We start from the raw sequence: 22412 nt of genomic DNA, 5'->3' as shown, positions 1-22412 counted from the left end.
GTTGTGGCCCACAAAATGAACACTGCCAAGACAAACCATATGGCTGAAATTCCAATTGGCCGCAGCACCTTCAGCCAACCGGAGGAAAGCGCGCGACGTCCGTTGAGGTTCCCAACGGCTTCTGCTGTCGACTTTCCTTGTGAACTCATAGAGCTGACCGACCAACCTGCACGGTAGTGGTCTGACCGGCTTGTCCGTCGACCAATCCTCGCATTAGGCAACCTGTCTTCATCCGGCGTCTATCTTCCAAGGTCCCCATCAAAAGAGGTTATTAATCTATCTCGACTCCACGTCCACCGACTCCTACGCAGGCTTCGGCTCCTATTCGGCGTGATCAAGCACATGAACGTCCAGTCCGCGCGCTTTCCGAGAAGCGCTCCGCGGTGCCTGCAGCTAGTACTGTAGGCGGCTCCCAGAAGGAGCGCTGACCGACGATCCCAATGGCTTCCACGCTTTGGCGACAACGCATTCTACTGGCACCGAGCCGTCGCGGAGATCCGGTTCCGCAATCTCTTCGAGCCGTGAAGCCCCGATTTTTGGGGTTGCAACGCAGCGAACCGAGATTCTGAATTGTTTCTAGATGAAGGAGCCATCGGCAACAACTAGGGAATTCCCTAGTGGAGCAGCGCAGTAATTGCTTATTCCCTTTGCTATCCTGAACAGACCTGCAACATGTGAAGCAGTTCAATTTCACACGTCAGCCGATCACTATTCCTCATCACCAATACGTCCGATTTTCCCTCTCAATGGTGGCCACGCAAAGATGACAATCATCCAGAAAACAAACCTGTGCCCTCTTCATTCCTGCGCCTGTGCCGGGTCTTCGCCGGAGCGATAATGTGGTGTTTGTGAAATTCAATCGTTTTGTAACCAGGTTCAAGCGTTCTGCTATTTCTTTATTGAGTGGCACTCGGCAAGAGTTGCACGACGTCGGCGTGGTGGAGATCCACACAACTCAACCGTCCTAAACTTAGGAAAAAACCGAAGAAGAGACACGATGTGCCACTGGCAATCGTTATCGCCCTCTCAGGGAAGTGGTGTTTGTGTCAGCAGCGCATAGTTGCGCCACTTCGCAATCCGGTGTCATAAACGAAGTAAAGCCGCATTTGAGACAGAGAAGAAGCTTTGGAAACACAAAAACTCCTGGCTCGCCCGCATTACTAATGCCCGGAAAGTGGATATGCACCTCGGCAGGAAACTCTCTCTGGTCGCCGGATGTGCAGAAGGTACATGGCATGGCTATCCTCCTGATATGGAAATCGAAGTAAATGAACAACAGATGCACTACCCGTTCGGTGTGTCACCTTTGCATTGATGAACTCTCAAAGTCCGAGATAATCCAGACCGGAGGGTTCACTCCGCGTCGCTCCCTTTAAGCCTCCTCAGCGCGTATATGGAAAAATCGTGCTAGTTGGAGGCGACCATGTGTTCCTTCGCCGCGTACCTCATCAACTCCGCGTTGTTCTTGAGGTGAAGGATCTCCATAGCACGGTATTTGTGAAAGGCCACCGTTCTCGCAGTTAGCGTCAAATCCAATCCGATTTCTTTCATGGACCGTCCTTCTGCCAGAAGCTGGACCACTTGTTTTTGGCGGGATGAAAGCATTCCGGGAAGTCTCTTCGAACCTTCGAATTCCATGCGAAGATCGAAGAGGTCACTAGCAATAAGCGGTGACATGTAGGGATCTCCGTGGATTACGGTTCGGATCGCTATTCGCAACTCCGCCGCTGTAGACGTTTTTGGCAAGACTCCAAATGCGCCGCGATCAAACGCCTCGGCTGCAATCGCACGGTCTACATTCGGGGTGACAATCACGACCTTGATAGTCGGCGCGACACTCTTGATGTGCTCGCACGCGTCCAGGCCGTTAAGCATGGGCATGTAAATGTCTACCATCGCAACGTCTGGATTCAGGCGGCAGACGGAATTGATGAGTGCGGGGCCATTGTTGACGATCGCGACTACTTCAAATTCCGTTTCCAGGAGTCCTTTGCAACCCTCCGCGATCAAGGTGTGATTGTCAGCGATGACGATTCTCGGGCGGTACCGTTCCATCATTGGACCAATCCTCTGACTACAGCAAGCTCGGAGGGAATCTCCGTCTGCATTGTGGATAAGCAACAATTGCAGGTCTTACGGTGATGCGAACCTGCAGGAGCGAGCCAATTTGATCGAATCTGGCATCGCACATTGAGAGAGATTCACTCGCTCTGCAGATCAACAACTACTCTTCTTGATCTCCACGCGATGAATTGCTCTTATCTAATAAAACGGAAAATGTGTGTCAAAACCGTAACCCAGGAATGAAATAATCGTGTGAAATCAGGATTGCCGCTATAGGGTGTGCCTTGCCGCTTAGGCTTCTGCCTGCGGAACATGTAAGCTGCTGATCCCAAGGAGGTTTGAATGGCTGCGCCTTCTCATGAGGTCACCCAACTGCTCCGGGCATGGACAACCGGAGACGAACAGGCTCTGGAAAAGCTCACCCCGTTGGTCTATGCGCAGTTACGTCGAGTAGCGCGCTACCACATGGCGGGCCAACAGCCCGGGCACATCCTGCAGACAACCGCACTGGTCAACGAAGTCTATTTGCAGCTTGTTGATTATGGCCAAATGAATTGGCAGGATAGGGCGCATTTTTTCGCCGTGTCAGCGCAGCTGATGCGGCGCATTCTGATTGATTTTGCCCGGGCTCGCAGCAGCCAGAAGAGGGGCGGCGGAGCGCCCCACATTTCCCTGGACGAAGCGCCGTCTGTTTGCGCAGACACCGATCCCAACCTTGTGGCGCTGGATGACGCATTGAAAGAGCTGAGTAAAGTGGACGAGCGTAAAAGCAAGGTTGTCGAACTTAGATTCTTTGGGGGGTTGAGCGTCGACGAAACAGCAGAAGTATTGAAAGTTTCGGTTGACACGGTAGCGCGGGACTGGAGATTGGCAAAGATCTGGCTTGTGAGGGAATTGAGCGCGGAAGGTGAACGTGGAGCCTGAACGCTGGCGCCAAGTCGAAGATCTCTGTCACCGCGCCTTGGGACTGGACGAAAGCCTCCGCGCTGAATTCATCGAGCGTTCTTGTGGAGGCGACGATACACTTCGACGCGAAGTGGAGTCGCTGCTGGCACACGAGAGAAAAGCAGAGCATTTCATGGATTCGCCCGCGCTTGAAGTCTTGGGAAAACTCGTTGCTCGCGAGACAGCGGAGAGTGAATCGAAACTGATTGACAATGAGGTTTCCCATTATCGCGTTCTTGAAAAACTCGGCAGCGGTGGGATGGGTGTAGTTTATAAGGCCGAAGATACCCGATTGCATCGTCTTATCGTACTCAAGTTCCTGCCTGGTGAAGTCGCAAGAGACCCGCAAACCCTGGCGCGCTTTCAGCGCGAGGCCCAAGCCGCTTCCTCCCTTAATCACCCCAATATCTGTACAGTTCATGACATCGGCGAAACAGATGGACAGGCGTTCATCGCCATGGAGTTTTTGGATGGCATGACGCTGAAGCATCGCATCGCCGGAAAACCCATCGAGACAGACATTCTGATCGGCTTAGCGATTGAGATCGCCGATGCACTCGACGCTGCCCATTCCCAGGGGATTGTGCATCGCGACATCAAGCCTGCCAACATTTTTGTGACCAGCCGCGGCCATGCCAAGATTTTGGATTTCGGGCTGGCGAAGGTGCAACCCACGGCGCAAGGCTTCATAGATGAACAGCAAGTGACCACGCCCGGTATGATGCTTGGCACTATCGCTTACATGTCGCCGGAGCAGGTCCGAGGCAGAGAGCTTGACGGCCGCTCGGACTTGTTCTCTTTCGGCGCAGTGCTCTACGAGATGGCAACCGGGACCGTACCGTTTCAAGGGGAGACGTCGGGCGTCGTTTTCAGCGCGATTTTGGAACAACCACCAGTTGCTCCACTACGGATGAACCCCCAGTTGCCGCCGAAAATTGAAGAGATCGTTCACAAGGCATTGGAGAAGGACCGTGACCTGCGCTACCAGCATGCCTCAGAAATACGCGCCGACCTTCAACGGCTGAAGCGGGACACCGAGAGCGGGCACATTGCGGCAGAACACTCCGGCACCGTATCTGCGGAAAAAGGCGCTGCTACCAGGCGTGCGAAACTGTTGAGAATCGCGGGAACGATTCTGTTCGTGTTGCTCATCGCCATTCTGATCGGCGGTTGGCTCTACTATCGTTCCCGCTCGCGCAGCACGCGCCTGACCGACAAGGACACGATCGTTCTCGCCGACTTTGCCAACAGCACGGGCGACGCAGTTTTTGATGACACGCTCAAACAGGCGTTGGCCACTGATTTCCAGCAATCCCCATTTCTCAGCGTTCTGTCCGACCGCAGAGTGCGCAACACCCTCAAGCTCATGGGGCATTCTCTGGAAGAGCGTCTGACGCCGGAAGTGGCACAAGAAGTTTGCCAGCGGACGGGAAGCAAACTCGCGGTGATGGGATCGATTGCAAATATTGGCAGCAAGTATTTACTAGGTCTTAACGCCGCAAATTGCCAGACCGGCGATTCGATCGCGATGCAACAAGTGCAGGTCGTGAAGAAAGAAGACGTGCTGGATGCCCTCGACAGCCTGGCGACGACTCTCCGCAAGCAAGTCGGCGAATCGCTCAGCACGATCGATAAATACGACACTCCAATCAAGGAAGCGACAACACCTTCTTTGGAGGCTCTAAAGTCCTATTCGTTGGGAATTAAGACGCGGTCCGCGCAAGGTGATAGCGCCGCCATACCGCATTTCAAGCGGGCTATCGAACTCGACCCCAATTTCGCGATGGCCTTCGCCCGTTTGGGGGTTTCTTATCTGAATACGGGGCAGCCCGCATTGGCCAGTCAAAGCATCCAGACCGCGTATGGCATGCGCGAGCGCGTGAGTGAGCGCGAGAAACTGACCATCTCCTCTTACTACTTTGCGTGGGTAACAGGAGAAGTGGAGAAAGCCAACCGGAACTATGAGCTGTGGGCCCAGGCCTACCCTCGCGATGATGTACCTCACAATAATCTATCGGTCAATTATCAATATCAGGGACTCTACGACAAAGCGCTTGCGGAGAGTTCGGAAAGCATTCGGCTCAACCCTGATGAAAGCACGATTTCCCGCGGCAATCTTGTGGGTTTCTACGCACTCACGAATCGCCTGGAAGAAGCCAAGCTAGCGTACCAGCAGTCGCTCGCCCGCAAAACGGAAACCTGGTATTTGCACGACTCTCGCTTTGCAGTTGCCTTTCTTGAGGGGGATTCTGCGGAGATGGAGCGACAACTAGACTGGGCCGCTGGCAAACCTGGAAGCGAGGACCCTCTCCTTTCTCACCAAGCCGATTTTGAAGCGTTTTCAGGGCATCTGGCGAAAGCTCGCGGCTTTTCGCAACGGGCGGTTGAATCGGCGCAGCAGGCCGATGAGGCGGAAGATGCATCCAGGAACCAAATGAACGCGGTTCTTCGAGAGGTGGAATTCGGGAACAGCGCACAAGTCCGCAGCGAAACAGCTTCAGCACTGGCTCGCTCATCGACTACTGCCATTCGTGTGCTGGCGGCGCTCGCCTTCGCCCGGGCCGGCGATTCAGACCGGGCGCAAAGAATGGCAGACGATTTGGAGGAGGAAAATCCGCTCAACACGTTGATCAACGACTACTGGCTTCCGACGATTCGAGCCGCAGTCGAAATCGAACGCAAAAATCCGGAAAGAGCGGTACAGATTCTTAACGTTACGAAATCCTATGAATTGGGCAATCCGGTCCCAACAGTGGCATTCGGGGCGACGCTTTATCCCGTGTACTTGCGCGGCCAAGCATATTTACAACTGGGGCTCGGAAGCGCAGCAGCAGCCGAGTTTGAAAAATACTTAGACAACAGGAGCGTCGTCAACAGCTACCCTCTGGCCGCCCTGGCCCACCTCAGTCTCGCCCGCGCTTACGCATTGACCGGAGACTCCAGAAAGGCAAGAACTGCTTACCAAGACTTCCTTGCAATGTGGAAAGATGCCGACCCCGATATACCGATCTTGAAACAGGCCAAGGCGGAATCCGCAAATTTGCGATAGCGAAATTCGACTGGGGTTGATCAACGGAATTTACCGACGTTCCCGTCGCAACTGAGCATGAAGTTTCCAGGCTGCACCTAGACCGGCATCCTTCTTCTTCTTCAGAGAGCCGCGGTGGCCGCAATCCTTCCACTTCAAAACGGCCTAGCTTTGGGTTTAGATCAGTTGCAATGTCATGACGGACTGGCTCCCGGAACAGCCAGGGTACCTTTCGAATCTAGCGGAGTTCGCGAAAGTCGCAACGACAAAGGAATTCTACAATGTATCCGAAAGGCCTCTGTGTACTCCATTGCTGCTTACGAAGCGTTCGCCTGACAGGACGGCGTCGATAGCGAGCAGCAGGTCACGCTTGGCATACTTCTTAAAGACGTAACCCCAAGCTCCCAACCTCATAGCCTCTTCAACGAATTCAGGAGAAGTCTCTTGGGTCGCGAAGATGATCTTTGATCCCGGCGCAAATCCGAGAATTCGCTGGGCAGCTTCGATGCCAGTTATCGTTGGCAGGCCGATGTCGAGCAGGACCAGGTCTGGCTTCAGTTCTTCAGCCTTCTCAACCGCTTGGAGTCCATCGGACACTTCACAAACGACCTGCAATTCGGGCCTTTGTTCCAGTTTTGAAGTGACAAACCGGCGGAATGGCTGAAAGTCTTCCACAACCATTACGCGAATCGAAGACGCTGCCGCCACTGGCTTTTCGCACTCCTGGTTCAGAAACGCACTGTGGCCCGTGGGACATTCAATGTGAGAGAACTCAACTAAATTACTATTCTCTATGGCTAAAAGGATATTGTGATGGCCGATACAGGCGTGCATTATGGTTCGATACTCGCATGATTCCTGGATGGTAGTCGTTGCTGCAGAGCAGGTGTCTGCAGAGCAGGTAACTGATCTCTCACTGGCAATCAAGCCACCAGTCGGGGAGAACAGCAACCCGCCAATGAGGAGGATTTTCGCAGCCGCACTTCACATCCCTCTTTTATCAGGATGCGGTGCCCCAGGTCCCGAATTAGCTTTCCTGACTAGGTCCTGAAACCCTTTTACTGTTAAAAATCTAAGAAATGAAGGCACGATTCTCTCGGCTTCCCTTTGGCCGATGGGGCAGGTGAGAAGTCACTCGCTGAGTAACGCGCCATCAGTTGTTTACTACAGGGTGCTCCGCGCAGCGCGCAGGCACTCAACGGCATTCCACCCACAAAGGGGCTTGGATTCGTTTGGCCGTTATTCGGGAGGAACTCCGCACCCCGCACCCCGCACCCCGCAGAAGATTTTCGGAATACACTGTCTGATTTGACAGTTTCGGGGCGCCCAGGAAGCTCGTAGACTGCGCTGACTGCCAAGCTCCGTTTTTTCGGCCCTGTTGGCAATTGAAATGTCTACCGAAGCGGAAGCCATATTCGGCCTCGTTATCGGCCAGATTGGCTGCTGAGCCGCATTTTTAATGCGTTTGTTCTCGAATCCGGTGTTCGTTGGAGCATGAATAGAACGGCCACAATTGAGAAGCTTGTATCCACCACCGGCGCGTATATGGTTGTGGATATAGCGCCAGTGTTGTGCGTCACGCCGACAATTGGTCTCCTCAAACGATGCACGAAGAACTGGCTTACTTTGGCGGCGCTTGGCTTAGTCAATTTCGCTTCGGCCTCTCAGGCGCAGGTCCAAAAAACAGTTCTCGTGATCAACCAGTTTGGCCAGTCTGCTCCGGTCTCAGTTCTCATTTCCAATCAGCTCCGCGCGGCTGTGCACTCCGATGGGCGCTTCCAGGTCCAGTTTTATTGGGAGAACCTTGACGCGGCTGATCTCTCGGACGATTCCCTGAACGTTCAGCGAGCCTTGATTGCCCAGAGATATCTCGGGCAGCATTTGGATTTGATTGTGCTTGTAGGTCCCGATGTGGCCCACTTTCTCACCGACAAGTCCAAGCCGTTTTACCCCGGTGTCCCTGTCGTTTTCTGTTGCAGTTCTCCAGGTCAACCTGGGCAACCCGTCGCTGATTACCGATCTACTGGATCGTGGTTACAGTTCGACCCGGCGAAAACAGTGGATGCTGCCCTTCGTTTACTACCCGCGACTAGCCATGTCTTTGTCGTAGCCGGGCAGTCCAGATTTGACAAGGGCGTCGTGGCACTCGCGAAAGCGAGGCTTGCGTCGTACGAAGGCAAGGTTGATATCACCTACTTGACAGATCTTTCCATGAATCAACTCCAGAAAAGACTGAAGCAGCTTCCGGACCATTCAATCGTTCTGTTTCTAACCTATTTCAAGGATGCACAAGGGCGGGAGTTTCTTAACTCGGCGGAGGCCCTTCCCATGATCGAAGCAGCCTCCAATGCTCCAGTGTTTGGTGTGGTTGATCTGTATGTAGGCCGCGGCGTTGTCGGTGGGTTCGCGGTCAACGTAGAAGAGCAAGGCAGAATCGCAGGCCGCGATGTCGTAGAGATCCTGGGAGGAAAGGCGCCACAAGACATCCCCGTCGTACATGGTCATAGTATTTACATCTTTGACTGGCGAGCACTGAAACACTGGAATCTAGATGAACGCCGGCTTCCAGCCGGCAGCACTCTCGTGTACCTCGAGCCGACAATTTGGGATCGATACAAGCCGCACCTGCTCACAGGATTGCTGGTTATTGTCAGCCTGAGCTTGCTGGTCGCGTTCCTCCTTTACAGGCGGCGACAGCACGAACGGATGCAGGCCGCAGAGCAATTCGGCGGCATGCTGATCAATGCTCAGGAGGACGAGCGCCGCCGGATCGCATCCGACCTTCACGATGACTTCAGTCAGAGGCTGGCGATGCTCAGTCTCGGTTTAGATTCCGCCGCTCAAATGATTCCAGAGTCATCTACGGAAGCAAACCGTCATATACAGGAGCTTTCCGACAATGCCGCCGAACTCGGTGCCGACCTCCACACCCTTTCGCGCCGCCTGCATTCAAGCAGTCTGGATAAGCTGGGGGTTACCGCAGCGGTGAGTGCGCTGTGCAAAGAGTTCGCCGCTCAATTGGGAATTAAGATCGAATGCGGGCTTGACAGTATTCCTCGATCGATAGATCCGAGTGTAGCGCTTTGCATTTTTCGACTCACGCAGGAAGCCCTGCGCAATGTGCGAAAGCATAGTGGCGGTTCGCAAGTCCAGGTAAACCTTCACTTAGAGGACAGCACGATTCACTTGTCTGTGTGTGACCAAGGCATCGGCTTCAACAGGAAGGAACTTAGGCCGAATGCAGGTCTTGGCCTCCGAATTATGGAGGAGCGCGTGCGCCAGGTTGGTGGGCAAATAGATATTCAATCAGAGCTTGGGATGGGCACAAAAATCGTTGCACGCTTGCCGATGCAAGCTCAGGACGGCCAGGAATGGGCCAGGGCTCACCATATCAACGAGGGTTGAAATAACATTCTGGCACATGGGCTTTCTGGTTCAGGTGGTTTTGTTCATCGCCCACACCTAGGACCCGCTCGCGCCCTACTGCCCGAGCATGCCCTTTTTCAGATCCGTGGTGGGCGGCTTCGGCCCGAGCCACACAGAGAAGAGCACTTGCCCGAACGCCGAACCGGCGATAGTAACTTTCTCTGTGCCGTCGATGTCGAGGGTCGTCCCCGTGCCCGGGACATATGTGATAACCATCTGGTCACCATTCTTCATGGCTTCCACTACGGCGAGAAAACGGTCGAGGTCCGCCTTCATCGTCTTCTCGGCATCCGGCGAATTGTCCTTGAATCCATCGTCGAATGCATCCGTCATCTGTTGCTTGCTCGCGCCGTGCAAGAACTGCATGATGATCCGCTTGGGGGCGTCGGCCTTGATAATGGCGCTGGAGTCCGATGACTTCTGCTGAAGGTAGAGTCCCCCGACGTAGACCTTCACCGAGAACTTGGTTCGCAATCCCATGCCATTGAGCACCAACGTTGTGCCACCGGCCTTTCCGGTGTCCGGTAGATTCACTCCCGCCAAACTGGCGGCGCGTAGATTGAATGTTGTCAGCACGAACGCGACAACGGCGATTGACATAGCTATTTGCCGCATGAAAGCTCCTTCGAGAATAACGATCCGATGGTAAGACGGTAGCCCTTCAATTCATACTGTCAAATCTGCCGATTGCCGTACAGGCGGATCGGGCACCACAAGTTGCACAAAGAGGGTAAGCAGCTAAACACAAGTCTGAAGAACGCCAAGGAAGCGGAAGTGGGAGCGCACCATTGGCTACGCGTGAATGCGCCACAGGTTCCTCCAGACGTTCGTCATTGCACTTTCGCTTCAATTCAAGCTGGAATCCTTGTAATATTTGGTGCCCTTGGCTGTGATTTCCGCGGAGAGGCCCTTGTCCGTCATCTGATACATCCATATGCCGTCCGAGACAGAAGCGGCTCCCGATAAATCGCCACCCTTGGTCGAGGTCTTTGCCGATGCATTGGCTTGTCCGCCAAGTTCCCAACCTGAGTTGACGAAGTCGCTCAAGACTTTTTCGTTGTCAAAGACGAAGATAATGCTGAACTTCTTCACGCCCAGGCCGAGTCCTGCCTGTACCTCGACCATCTTCATGAAAGTCTCTTTTTTGGTCCTGCTGTTGATGGCGATGCCCTTTCCCGTCCCAGAGCCGGCCACTAGAATCTTGACTCCCGTGTTATTGAATACTGCGTATCCCGCGGCATTCTGAACTCTTGCCCTGGCTGCAGGATGAGCTTTGTAGAGTCGCTGGAGGGTTTCTTCAGCGAGGTCGCGAACATACTGTTGCCCGCTGACCTTGGAGTTGTCGGTTGCATGCGCGAACATGGCGGACGCGCACACGAGAGCAACAAGGATCGCTCTTAGTTTCGTGGCTTCTGCAAGTGAAGTTGCTTTCATGTGAAATCCTCTTTCGAAGTGTCCCGTCGGGCAATATCTCATAATATTTAGGCCGATGAGGGCCGCGGTGGCCGGCATACGACTAATGAACGGGTAAGCCACGCAAATCACTGGGATCTCCCTTTGTAGTCCACGATGGCATTGCTATTGGGGCTGGATCGCACATGTACAGTTGTCGTGACTGATTGCTTAAATCCGCCAGTTGCCTCATCGCTCGAATGGCTGCTTCACGCACTTCCCAATCCGACCTACCCAGCAGCAAAGCGCAATCTCGAAGAGGAAGCCGCTCGAGCATTCGCAATACGAAAGCAGCGCGCTCCAGATCGCCGAGAGCAATAATTCTCGTAAGGCTGGAGAATTCGACGGGAATATCGTTCAACGATCGCGAATCGACGTTCTGCGTCAACGATTTCTCACCAACGCTGAGTATCTCGCGAACAGCGTCTTTGCGTGTACGAATCGCATTTCGTATTACCACGCGGCGCGCCAACGACTGTGCCCACTGCCGAGACACTGAGCCGGTCATCATGCACTCGTCCAAGGCCGCCATGAGACTTGCCTCAGCCAGCACATAACTTCCTGTGATCAGCAAGGCGACCCGAAAGAGCCCTGGAAGGCTTGTAGCGAACAGTTCCTTAAAATCGTCCGCGGCCATGGAGTTATATGAGGCCTTTCTTCGATCGCGAATTGCAAGCCAAGGCATGTTGATTGCTCCGCGGTCTTCCGGCGTTGCACGGACGCCGGCACCATAGCAACCATAGGCACTCTCATGAACGCTTTGTCCTATACAGCATTTACGATTCGACCAGTCCTTTCGAGATTGAAAAGGCTGGACTCAAATTGAGGCCGTAACCCCCATTCAACAGTGCTTTTCGAAAGCATGCCCACTCGTCTCCCGCCGTAACAAGCCATGCAGGCCTGTTACGGCGATTCGGGTTTACATCTTCGCAGGCTTCTCCGTCTGAACCACAAGCTTCTTCTTCATCAACTTTCCGCCGTCTGATCAATAACACAGCGCGTGGTCCGAACTGATCATCAGCTCTTGACTCTAAGCGACAACTAGCAATCTCTGATCCAACCTAGATCCGGGCGAATGTGCGCACAACTAGGGAAATCCCTAGGGAGCCCTGAATATGTTGCAAGGACATGCGTTGTTGGCACGACGGATGCCGAGACAGTTACATAGCTTAACTTCGGGCCACATTGCATAAGTGACTTACATTTACTATCTTCTGCTGTCACGAGGCGATCAACCGTTGACTTATAAATAATCTATAACCTGTCGCTCTTTGTAATTGACAAACACAAATGAGAAGACTACTGTCTGCTTCGCAGTTAGCCCTTCTAGCGAATCGGGCCGAGCCGATTGCAGCAAGGGCATTGCCAATTGAAACCATCCAATTTTCAATTCTCGGAAAATACTCAAGCAATTGCACTTTAGAAGTGCAAACACGCAAAGGAGAACGATCATGTTAGCAAGAACTCCACATGAACTATTCGTGATGCTTCTTAGCCACGCGCGGCAGAATACCGAGCGGTCGGCCAAGGTCTATCAGGAAATCAGTCAGGTAGCCCAGGATACGGAGATCAAAGAGGCACTGGAATCGCGGGCCTGGATCGCTCAAAAGGACTTAGGCGCGATCGATCGGTGCTTCGAACTGATTGGCGAGAAACCGGTGAATCTCAGTGGACATCTCCAAGAGGTGTTTGTTGACGACTTCCGCAAGGAAATCGCGGAAATTCAGAATCCGGCTGCAAAGGCAATCTTCCTGCTGATCAAGGCTAACCATCTGAATCACCTCCGGATCGCAGAGTACGTAGCGTTGGAAGCAGCGGCTGAGCTGACCGGACACTATTCCGTTGGCGTTCTGCTCGAGAGCTGCCTGGCAGACAAGCTGGCGTTTGTCGAAAGAAATAGACGTCTTCTCAGGAAATTCGTGGTGCACAAAGTGGCCGAAGGCGTCCTAACCGCGTAATCAAGTATTGAGCGCAGGACATTGAGTGTTTCACGATGGAATGAAAACAAGCATTCTGACCTGGACAACGATTTCCAGCCCTCAAGGCGATATAGCAACAACTTTGTGGCATTCCATTCGTGGCCGGTAGCCTGATCAGGTGCCGGCCATTTCTTCGTTAGGGGGAAGCGTGCGAGCCCCTGGAAGTGAGCGTAAACTGTCAATAATGGCCGAACAGCATTGCAATGGAAGAGCGCGCACGCTTGGACACATAGAGATCTAATCCCTTGGGATGGCAAGAGAAATCGTTGCCCACTTGCAGGTACCTCCGCATCAATTGCCTAATGTAGAAAGAAACAGAATGGCTGCGCGACCTAGTGGTCTGCTTCTGGAGCACGATTGACTCCGCCAACCGAGATCAGCCGCTCCTTGATAGCTAACAAGAAAAGATCCGCATTTGTCTTCAGGTTGAACGCGTTCATGATGTGCTTCTTATGAAATTCAATCGTTTTTATACTCAGATTCAAGCGTGCCGCTATCTCTTTCATCGAGTAGCCTTCCGCAGAGAGCTGTACCACGTCGCACTGACGGGGCGTCAGTACTTTTGAGAATTGCGCGACCCGCGATCGCTGCTCCACCCAATCATCCGTCCGGACCTTCGGAGACACGAAGGATTTTCCGCGACATGCCGCGTCGATGGCCGTTAGCAACTCTTTAGCGGCGGCTTGCTTGAGAACGAAGCCAACGTTTCCCATCTCCAGCACTGCGGCTGCCAGGTTAGCGTCGTCCTGCATCGTCAGAAAGACCAGAGGGATCTTAGGGAGTAGCTCACGGATTCGACAGGCAGCGTCCAGCCCATTCAAAAGCGGCATACCGATGTCCACGATGATCACGTCGGGCTTCAGTCTGACCGCTTCGGTGACTAAGGAGCGTCCGTCCGTGACCGTTCCGATTACCACATGGGTCTTCTCGAGAAGAGATCGAAGCGCTTCCAAGAAAATAGTGTGATCATCAGCGATCAGAACGGAAAGAGGGGACTTTTCGCACCATTGTCTCATATCGACACTCCTGTGCCGCGCCTTGCGGAGTGTCGATATTTAAGCATGTAACAAAGGTCCAAGGTGTGACCCGCGTCACATGCCCTGCGATTTGAGGGTGCGATTCCCATTTTGTCACGCCCCGGAGATTCTAAGCTGATTCCGATAATCTGAGCTATGGTCACTCGGATTAACTTGTCAGATTATTAGCCAACTTACGAGTTGCCAAGCTCATCATGAGACGGGTGGTGCCGGTCATCACCATACTGATGCCAACCAGTGTGCCAATGACCCACAGCGAATTCACCGGCCACTGTTTCCATATCATCATTCCCAGAATCAGGGTGATGATTCCATCCACCAGGATCCACGGCGAGTTGCCGGCATCTTTGCGCGTTGAGAAATAAGCGACCACATCCGTCACCCCTTCTGCGCATAAGAAGAACGCCAGAGCTAGGGTGAAACCGGCAAGGCCCAGACCTGGATGAGCGACCAGATAGGCTCCAGCCACAAGGTACAGAAGAGCGACAAGGATCTTCCAGACGATGTTTCCGATGCCCTTCGACTGGAAGGCATGAACGAGTTGAGTAAACCCGTTGAAAATGACCAACCATCCGACAATCAGGACGATTCCTATTGACGTCGCCAGCGGCAAGGTAATCGTGAGGATTCCGAAAATGATCAACAGGATCGACAGCACCAGCGAGATTCGAGATACGCTTTTCAATTTACTGCCCAGTACAGATGTCATACTTTCCTCCCTGACTTGTTTAGTTTTTGTGGCGTGATTCGCCGTTTCCAAGACACCACTGTTCTTCGCGGCTCAAGCCTTTCATATTTTCGAGGAAGGCTCGAACGAAGGCCTCGTCCGCTTAGGTCACCAGCTATCGTCAGTGCGTTGCCAGGTCTTATCTGGGTTGTAGCGTTCCATAACTTCAGCGATTTGTGCGGTATCCGGTCCGAGATCGTTCTGGTAGACGATTCCGTTGTAGCTGACGATGCCTCCTGGAACTTCTCGACATGACCCTTGAATGACGCACACCTCAATCGCCGCCATCCGAGAATTATCTGAATTCACGGACGGCCGATCGAGCTGACAGCTGCGCTTAAGCCTGATTCCGAGACGATCGTAGTTTTGGCTCGACGTACCCCACAACTAGGGAAATCCCTAAGTGTGAAGTTTCTTACCTGCAAAGAGCGTTGCCAGTTGTTGCTCCAGTGATCAACTGCGAATTCTTTGGTTCCCGATCGGCCCCGGACAACTACGCTAGGGATATCCCTAGTTGTTGCCGCCCAAAGCGCAAGCTCATTCTCAAAGAGCACGCGAGGGGAGATGACTCGTGAATCGTGCGCGCGTTTTGATAGCTGACGATCATGGGCCCCTCCGGGAAGCGACAGCGAGAATGCTGGCTTCATCTTTCGACGTCGTCGGTACCGCACAGGATGGACAGGATCTGATTTCCAAAGCAGAGGTGCTCAATCCGGATGTCATTATTTCCGACATCACTATGCCCATTTTGGGCGGAATAGAGGCTGCGCGCCTGCTTCGGAAGTCTCGGTCAGCTGCTCGGATTGTGTTTCTGACTATTCACGACGAAAACGAATTCATTCGAGCTTGCCTCGATGAGGGGGCATTGGGCTACGTTATCAAGGCTCATATGAAGGATGATCTTGTTCTCGCTATCAATGCAGCCATGAAAGGAAAACGGTTTATTTCTCCCTCTCTTTCGATGTCGAAGGATCGTCCGTGAACTCGGCGCCACGTGATCGATTGGCGCCTCCGCCACCCCTCCGGCACCTCAAGATAGGGGGAAACGCTCGGGTGTGCATGGAACATGAGAAACAGATCATTAGTGAGAGCGGCAGTGGCCGCCTCCGTCTACAGAGGGAACATGAGAACTATTGTTGATTTTCCATCTCTCCTTTTCGCATCCTCTTTCGCCGTGCTGGGAGTTTCAGCATATGTCGGGGCATTTAGACAAAAGAAGCTGAGACCATTCGACGCAGACGACCGACAAGATTTCGGCATCGTCCAAGGCACCGCTCTGTCGCTGCTGGGCCTCCTTATCGGATTCACCTTTTCGATGGCCATGAGCCGTTACGAACAACGCAGGATCTACGAGGAGGCAGAGGCTAACGCGATTGGGACGGAGTATGCCCGCGCCGGCTTGCTGCCTGCTGCCGATACGAAAATAGTTCGTGATCAACTGATTAGCTATCTCGATAGGCGTGTATTGTTCTATACCACCCGCGATGCGAAACGACTTCTGCAAATCGACACCGATACGGCCCAACTGCAGAACGAACTGTGGTCCGCCGTCCAGGCTCGTGCTGTAGCCCAACCGACAATCTTGACATCCCTGGTCGTCGGGGGCATGAACGATGTGTTGAACTCCGAAGGGTACACGCAGGCCGCTTGGTGGAACCGTATTCCAATTGAGGCCTGGGTACTCTTAGCAGTGATCGCCATCGGCTGCAACCTGCTGATCGGGCATGGAACACATCGAACGAGCCCGCTCTTAATAGTCTTACCGCTGGCCGTATCCCTTTCTTTCTTTCTAATAGCCGATATTGATAGTCCGCGTGGAGGCATGATTCGCATGCGACCAGAGAACCTTCTTAGACTCTCTCAGAGCCTGCATGCACACCCACTAGGGAATTCCCCAGTAGACCCTGGCGCGATAAGCACGGTAACGTTCCCTTGAATCTCCATGATCGTGACAGAACATAGACAGGATCGATGAACCATGAAAATCAGCGGCCAACTTCTTGCAATAGCCATTCTGTACCTGACGCCCTTGGCATCCCTGCCCCAGGACGACGTTGAACTGTACCCGAAGTCTTCGGTTAAGGTCGACTGGGTGCAGGGAACGGATTTTTCCAAATACCACACCTATACACTGAAGACCTTGTCTAAGGTGACTCCGGACCAGCAACAAACTGCCGAAGGTGTAGTGGACGCCACTCTACAAGCGAAGGGGTTGCAGAAAGTCGGAATGGACGCAAGCCCTAGCCTGATCGTCGTTTTGAAAGGTGGAAGCAGGCAGATCTATACGCTGGATAGCAACGGAAGCCCCGTGAAGAAAGGCACTCTCATAGTAGAGCTTATGGATCCGAAACTGGAAAAAGCCATCTGGTGGGGCACTGCGGAGGACATATTTTCTGACAACCCAACCAAGGCTCTCCATCTGCTTCAAAAGAAAGTTTCGAAAATGTTTGAAAAGTATCCTCCGCCAGCAGACAAATAAATGTTTGACGAACGGATCTGACGACCAGTCCGAAACTCCGGGATGAAATGCCTAGTGCAGCCGACATAGGATTTCACGCTTTCCCTTAGCGGCAGGCTCCGTCATTAATGCAAATGGTGGTTGGGGCGCACGAGGATCTCTGTTTGTGCACTCTTCCGCTTCTCACCTCTGTGCTGCCTGCTACGAGCGACTGCGGGCCTTGACTGCGAATTCCAAGAGAGCTAGGGATGAGAGATCTCGGAGGCTTCTCTGTTATTCACACTAGGGGAATCCCTAGTAGCTGCTGCGCGATAAGTACAGTAACTTTTCATTGATTCTGCACAGTAACAATGAACTGACGCAGGAATGGAGGATCTCATGAGGATTGGTTTCCAACTCCTAACTGTCGGCATTCTAAGCCTGATTCCTTTGGTATCAATCGCCCAGGAGGCCGTGCCGTATGTAAACTCTGACGTCAAAGTGGACTGGGTGCGAGGAACTGACTTTTCCAAGTACAAGACCTATGCGTGGAGAACTTCTCATCTAGCTACACCCAGCCTGGAACATACCGTTCAAGACATGATTGACACTGCTCTGCAAGGAAAGGGATTGCAGAAGGTGGAGGCGGACGCGAATCCGAACCTCTTTGTATCCTTCAGCTCTGGAAACAAGCTTGTGTATTCGATTCAGGGCTCTTCAATGGTTAAACAGGGCACCTTCATCGTAGAGCTCGCGGATTCGCAATTGAAAAAGGCAGTCTGGTGGAGCGTCGAAGGAGACATTGTCACCGACAATCCCGACAAAGATGTCCCACTGATTCAAAAGAAAATTTCGAAGATGTTCAAGAAGTACCCGCCGCCAACTGGCAAATGAACGGATCAGTTTTGGACTCAGTCAACGAGATATTCAGCGCTTGGCGCAGATGTTGAGGGCCCTGAAATCGTTCTTGGACGTGAACAGACATGCGATCTAAGACTTTCGTCGCGACGCCCGTTGTCAGGGGACGCCGCATAACGCACAGACGACAACCAACACCGGAATAGGAAAACCGAAATGTCGAAACAGAAAACACTGGTAACTTTCACTTTGCTCGGCGCCATCGCGCTTGCCGGCGAACCGATACTTGCCCAAGCAGCACAAACTGCGCAAGGCGCGCACGCATCGTCCACGGCAAGCTTGGACCAGGACATCAAGATGATGCGAGCAGATGTTCAATCATCGAGGAAATCGGTAACTGCCGAGAACATGAACTTGACCGCGGAGGAAGCCACTAAGTTCTGGCCTATTTATGACCAGTATGCAGCCGAAGTTGCTACCATAGGCGATGCCCGCGTAGCGCTCATTAAGGATTATGCGGCGAACTATGACACGATGACCGATGAACAGGCCAATCTGTTCATCCAGAGGGCAGCAGCTATCGACGAGCAGCTCACCGCTGCCCGCTCGAAATACGTGCCTCTATTCGAGAACGCCATTTCGGCCAAGAAAACCGCGTTGTGGTACCAGATCGACCGACGCCTCGACCTTTTGATCAGCCTTCAGCTGGCGGGGAACATTCCTATGGTCGAAAGCTCCAACTGAGCTCGCCTCAGACGCTTTGCAGGCGGGTTAACGAACTGATCGCACGGCGATAGGCAAAGCATTGCGGGACAATAAATCCGCGCGCTGTGCATGTCCGATGAGAGCCACCGCACAGCCGGCGCCCCGGTCCGTCTGGTGCTGAAGGCCGCCGGGGCGAAGCTCGATTCCCTTCGCCTTGGCGAGGGCGCATGGTTCTGTCGCCCATTGCCTTCTACCTGGGTTCAGCGATTGCGATGGCAGAAGATCTGGCGACAATTTCATATACTGGCATGTGCGGGCAATGCGGCAAAAACTCCCACCTGGTCATTTTTCGGGTATCGCCATTCCGGAGAGACGGGTCATCTTTGCCATCAAGAGCCTCAGTTAGCCCCTCCCAGCACCTTGGAGTGGAAGCTGAAGCGTCTAGCAGCAAGCCTGTCGTCACAACGGCCTCATCACAAAAGATGCGGTCGTCATCTGCGTCGTGTTTAGCGACAACGCCGCATCCTTCGCGGTGAGCTCTTTTCCGTAACTCCAAGGCGAATCCATTACGATGTGCGATCTTGGTTTTGCAGGGAACCAGATCACTCGTAGCATGGCAACCGCGAAAGCATGCGCCCGAAACCTCACGTTGATGTTTGTTCGGCGAGCTGACTTTGTGCCCGGCTCTTCGCTATAAGTTCCTTCAAAGCCAGAGTCAAGGGGACGGCGGCAATCGCGCCTGGAATCCCGAGCAGGAACGACCAGGCAATCAATGACAACGTGATCTCCAGAAAGGAGATGCTCATGGATTTTTTCGCGAGGATCGGCATGACGACATTTCCTACGATCAGTTGGGTGACGATCAGGGAGCAGGCCACGAGCAAAGCTCTTTTCCAGCCAAGCATTAGTAACGCAAGGAAAATGGGAGGGAGCATCGCAATCGAAGGCCCCAGGAAAGGAATAAAGGCCAGAAAGAAATAAACGAAGCACCACAAAAACGGAGTATCTACTCCCAGGGCAAGCAGGAACCCAAGATTGAGCACGGCATTTATGGCTGCGGATTTAGCAGTGACAGCCACGTAGCTTCGAGCGTACGCCCCCCGCTTTAGCAGGGTTGTTGCCATCAGGCTCGGCTTAACTCCTCCATCCTCCACCATCTCCATGAGGAAGAGAGACGCCAATAGGCAGATCAGTAGCGACTCGGAGGCGATTGCACCCGCCTGCGGGACGATGGAGATCACCATTTCGCCGAGTCGTTCAGGTGTAAGCAGCTTCTGTAAGGATAGAGTTGCGGGGTCGGCTACTCCAAAACGACTAACTAATGCCGCGATTTGGTCGTAGAGACCACCCAGATGTTGCTCGTAAAGCGGCATTCTTGCGGCCAGCCGCACGATACCTGCTTCCAGTGTGAACAAGGCCAATAGACCCACGGCAGCTAGCGCAATGGCTGTCACGGCTGTAGCACGGCGTTTCGAAAGTATGAACCGATGCATGAGCCATGTCGGAAAAGGGGTCACGGCATAGGCAAGTATGAGGCCCAGAAGCAGGGGGCCCAGAACCGTAGATGAGGCTTTAATGCCCCACAAAATGACTACTATGCACGCGGCGCCTTCAAGAGAACGCAGGATCGACATGTGGGAGTTGTTTTTCATGGTCAGAATCCAGCTTTCAACCTCGCATTTCTGCACTTCCACTCTGGAGAAGTCGCGGGAATTTCTTTCCAGTGGGACTCCTCCATAAATTGAGAAGCGAGCCCCACTCGGAAAGAAACGAGAGGTACTATGACCGGCGGAAGGAGCGCATACCGAACGAGGCGCCGATTAACAACAGACCGATAAGACCAATCAAAGGCAGCGAACTGCCGGTCTTGGGAAGACTAGGAGCAGGTGCCTCGGCCGGAGCCGCAGCAGGAGCGGGAACCGGAACCAGGACGGCAATCAGGATCGGCTGGTCCGGTGCGGGAGGCGGAGGCGGAGGCATTTGTCCAGCCAGGATTTTCTGCTGCGTAACGTGAGTTTCCGGGACTTCAACGATCTTGGTTGCAGATATCTTCATGCCCTTTTTCAGACCAAAGGCATCCGTCATTTGCCCATTGACATTAAACTTCTGACCTTTGGGAATCTTGAATTGCTGGTTCGTGCCGTCATCCATCGTCAGGATTACGCTCAACGGCGGATTGACGTGCCAGACCTTGCCAGTGACTGTCTGCACCGTTGTGATGAGCTTGTCTGTCGTCGTTGTAATGGTAGTGCGCTCGACCACCATTCCAGGCTTCAGGTCGTGGATACCAAGTTGCTGACCATTCACCGTGACACGAACACTCTCCGGAACATTCGGAAAATGCCGAATCTGACCGCTCTCGTCCTTGGCCCAGAGGTCATTGCCGGAAACCATAACTACAGTTCCTTTTTCAACCTTGATCTGCCTCGTCGATCCCGTGGTTGTTGCGTCCTTGGTCGTTTGTACCTGCGCGTTCACGACCGCAGAGGAGGCGAGGAAAAGCATACCTGCCGCCAAAGCCAGCAAACTGTGTAGAGTTGTACGTGTAGCTTTCATTGCGACTTTCTCCTTACTGATTCTTCCCAAGCCAGCGGAAGTGTTGTAGTTTGATTTCATGAACCGAGAAGCCGGCCGGCACGGTACTCTGAAAGCGCTGCGTTGCATCACTTACCGAATCGACCATTTAAGTGGTCTCTATTTGACGTGAGCCGCTTCCCAAGTTCGAACCTTTTGCTTTCCGTTATCAAAAATCCGCTCGTAATTACCCTTGCGCACCATGTTGCCAGCCTCTGGAGTCAGAGCCTTCCACAAAGGATCGTATTGGTAGTAAACCTTCAAATACTTATCCTGCGTGGCGGGCGCAACCTCATCGGTGCCGAAAAGGAAGCGATCGGGATACCGATTGATCAGATCGGCTGTGGTTTGAACCGTCTCCGGACTGGAGACAATGTACTTGGCAACTTCGTCCCAGGAGATATCGAAATACACATTCTTCATCGCCGGATCGCTAAGGATTGATTCGAGTATAGCCACATGCTTTTTAACCGGCCGGACGACTCGCCCAACTCCGCAGTGCGCCCAGATGATCACAGTATTTGGATGACGCTTTAACAATGCTTTCATTTGAGCAAAATAAACAGGCTCGGCGCCTTCTTTTGCAAATGGAACATCCATATCGTTATGGATGATGACGACCAGACCAGCTTCCCCGGCGAAATCGAGAATGCGGTCCAAAGCCGGATTCGTCAAACTCGCCGTCTCTCCTGCGACCTTCGCAGAAACGAACTCCTTGTGAATGCTGAATTCGCCGATGCCTGAAAAGACGCCTGGGAACGTTTGCAGAACGCGTTTAATATGATCAACACCATACATGTCGGCAGGATTGAATCCGGTAATCATTGGATCGAAACGAGCTTGTTGCTCGGGCGTAAGTGAGCGATACGCCATAGCAATGTATGCATCTGTGAAGGAGTAGTAGTAAAGAGGAGCGTCTGTCTGTAAGTAATAAGTCGGAGCAAAGTCCCCCGAATTCTCGTAGGACCACTCCTGCTGCAGCGGGATTCCGAACAGTGCTACTCGCCCGACCTTAGTCCCCATGATATCCAGAAAGGCATGAATGTCGGTGCCCTGCTGAATGTAATTCGTCAGATGGAAGTGAGAATCGTTGACCACATATTGGTTGGCAGCGGTCTGTGGCAATAGAGGTTTGCCAGTGAGAAGCAACAATAACACCATAAACAGAGTTACCTTGTGG

At 53.1% G+C, this 22412-nt stretch carries 19 protein-coding genes; 9 read left to right on the top strand and 10 right to left on the bottom strand.

Annotated elements, in window-relative coordinates; all coding sequences use genetic code 11:
• Nucleotides 1-1407 precede the first annotated feature (1407 nt).
• Nucleotides 1408-2058, bottom strand: a complete 651-nt coding sequence (locus WA354_RS18350; RefSeq protein ID WP_472814468.1) for a response regulator — start codon at nucleotides 2056-2058, stop codon at nucleotides 1408-1410.
• A 348-nt stretch (nucleotides 2059-2406) separates the two neighbouring features.
• On the opposite strand from WA354_RS18350, the gene WA354_RS18345 reads away from it, so the two are divergent.
• Nucleotides 2407-2988: a sigma-70 family RNA polymerase sigma factor gene (locus WA354_RS18345; RefSeq protein WP_472814467.1), complete on the top strand. Its 582-nt coding sequence runs from the start codon at nucleotides 2407-2409 to the stop codon at nucleotides 2986-2988.
• Between the two features lie 37 nt (nucleotides 2989-3025).
• The gene (locus WA354_RS18340; RefSeq protein WP_472814466.1) at nucleotides 3026-6058 is read left to right on the top strand and encodes a serine/threonine-protein kinase; all 3033 of its coding nucleotides are present in this window, start codon (nucleotides 3026-3028) and stop codon (nucleotides 6056-6058) included.
• A gap of 255 nt (nucleotides 6059-6313) precedes the next feature.
• Here WA354_RS18340 and WA354_RS18335 read toward each other — a convergent pair whose 3' ends face one another.
• A complete protein-coding gene (locus WA354_RS18335; protein ID WP_472814465.1) occupies nucleotides 6314-6745 on the bottom strand; it encodes a response regulator in 432 nt (143 codons plus the stop codon).
• A gap of 1431 nt (nucleotides 6746-8176) precedes the next feature.
• On the opposite strand from WA354_RS18335, the gene WA354_RS18330 reads away from it, so the two are divergent.
• Complete coding sequence (locus tag WA354_RS18330; protein WP_472814464.1) at nucleotides 8177-9442, top strand: sensor histidine kinase; 1266 nt, start codon at nucleotides 8177-8179, stop codon at nucleotides 9440-9442.
• 75 nt (nucleotides 9443-9517) lie between these two features.
• Here the strand turns inward: WA354_RS18330 and WA354_RS18325 are convergent, their stop codons facing one another.
• A complete protein-coding gene (locus tag WA354_RS18325; protein WP_472814463.1) occupies nucleotides 9518-10078 on the bottom strand; it encodes a chalcone isomerase family protein in 561 nt (186 codons plus the stop codon).
• Between the two features lie 231 nt (nucleotides 10079-10309).
• A complete protein-coding gene (locus WA354_RS18320; protein WP_472814462.1) occupies nucleotides 10310-10897 on the bottom strand; it encodes a lipid-binding SYLF domain-containing protein in 588 nt (195 codons plus the stop codon).
• A 1469-nt stretch (nucleotides 10898-12366) separates the two neighbouring features.
• Between WA354_RS18320 and WA354_RS18315 the strand changes: the two genes are divergently transcribed.
• Nucleotides 12367-12873 carry a DUF892 family protein gene (locus WA354_RS18315; RefSeq protein WP_472814461.1) on the top strand — a complete coding sequence of 169 codons (507 nt, stop codon included), beginning with the start codon at nucleotides 12367-12369 and terminating at the stop codon, nucleotides 12871-12873.
• Between the two features lie 353 nt (nucleotides 12874-13226).
• Here WA354_RS18315 and WA354_RS18310 read toward each other — a convergent pair whose 3' ends face one another.
• From WA354_RS18310 to WA354_RS18300, 3 genes are all read right to left on the bottom strand, one after another.
• Nucleotides 13227-13910, bottom strand: a complete 684-nt coding sequence (locus WA354_RS18310) for a response regulator (RefSeq protein ID WP_472814460.1) — start codon at nucleotides 13908-13910, stop codon at nucleotides 13227-13229.
• 169 nt (nucleotides 13911-14079) lie between these two features.
• Entirely contained in the window at nucleotides 14080-14640 is a 561-nt protein-coding gene (locus tag WA354_RS18305; RefSeq protein ID WP_472814459.1) for an HdeD family acid-resistance protein, read from the bottom strand.
• Between the two features lie 126 nt (nucleotides 14641-14766).
• The gene (locus WA354_RS18300) at nucleotides 14767-14946 is read right to left on the bottom strand and encodes a DUF2950 family protein (RefSeq protein ID WP_472814458.1); all 180 of its coding nucleotides are present in this window, start codon (nucleotides 14944-14946) and stop codon (nucleotides 14767-14769) included.
• 283 nt (nucleotides 14947-15229) lie between these two features.
• Between WA354_RS18300 and WA354_RS18295 the strand changes: the two genes are divergently transcribed.
• The 5 genes from WA354_RS18295 to WA354_RS18275 all read left to right on the top strand — a co-directional run bounded on the left by WA354_RS18295 (nucleotide 15230) and on the right by WA354_RS18275 (nucleotide 18697).
• On the top strand, nucleotides 15230-15640 hold the full coding sequence (locus WA354_RS18295; protein WP_472814457.1) for a response regulator: 411 nt from the start codon (nucleotides 15230-15232) through the stop codon (nucleotides 15638-15640).
• A gap of 141 nt (nucleotides 15641-15781) precedes the next feature.
• Nucleotides 15782-16594 carry a bestrophin-like domain gene (locus WA354_RS18290; protein ID WP_472814456.1) on the top strand — a complete coding sequence of 271 codons (813 nt, stop codon included), beginning with the start codon at nucleotides 15782-15784 and terminating at the stop codon, nucleotides 16592-16594.
• 42 nt (nucleotides 16595-16636) lie between these two features.
• The gene (locus WA354_RS18285) at nucleotides 16637-17137 is read left to right on the top strand and encodes a DUF4136 domain-containing protein (protein ID WP_472814455.1); all 501 of its coding nucleotides are present in this window, start codon (nucleotides 16637-16639) and stop codon (nucleotides 17135-17137) included.
• Nucleotides 17138-17494: 357 nt separating this feature from the next.
• Entirely contained in the window at nucleotides 17495-17989 is a 495-nt protein-coding gene (locus tag WA354_RS18280; RefSeq protein ID WP_472814454.1) for a DUF4136 domain-containing protein, read from the top strand.
• Between the two features lie 180 nt (nucleotides 17990-18169).
• Nucleotides 18170-18697 (top strand): hypothetical protein, encoded by a 528-nt coding sequence (locus tag WA354_RS18275; RefSeq protein WP_472814453.1) that lies wholly within the window; start codon nucleotides 18170-18172, stop codon nucleotides 18695-18697.
• 605 nt (nucleotides 18698-19302) lie between these two features.
• Here WA354_RS18275 and WA354_RS18270 read toward each other — a convergent pair.
• From WA354_RS18270 to WA354_RS18260, 3 genes are all read right to left on the bottom strand, one after another.
• Nucleotides 19303-20310, bottom strand: coding sequence for an AI-2E family transporter (locus WA354_RS18270; protein WP_472814452.1), 1008 nt, complete (start codon nucleotides 20308-20310; stop codon nucleotides 19303-19305).
• Nucleotides 20311-20437: 127 nt separating this feature from the next.
• The gene (locus WA354_RS18265) at nucleotides 20438-21214 is read right to left on the bottom strand and encodes an LPXTG cell wall anchor domain-containing protein (RefSeq protein WP_472814451.1); all 777 of its coding nucleotides are present in this window, start codon (nucleotides 21212-21214) and stop codon (nucleotides 20438-20440) included.
• A gap of 138 nt (nucleotides 21215-21352) precedes the next feature.
• Nucleotides 21353-22412, bottom strand: a 1060-nt coding sequence (locus WA354_RS18260) for an amidohydrolase family protein (protein ID WP_472814450.1), incomplete at its 5' end; no start/stop codon positions are given.

The organism is Occallatibacter sp., from assembly GCF_049802275.1.
In the GTDB taxonomy this organism is placed as follows: Bacteria; Acidobacteriota; Terriglobia; order Terriglobales; family Acidobacteriaceae; genus Telmatobacter.
The sequence above is the reverse complement of the archived record's forward strand: the minus strand, read 5'-3'. Positions and strand labels throughout refer to the sequence as shown.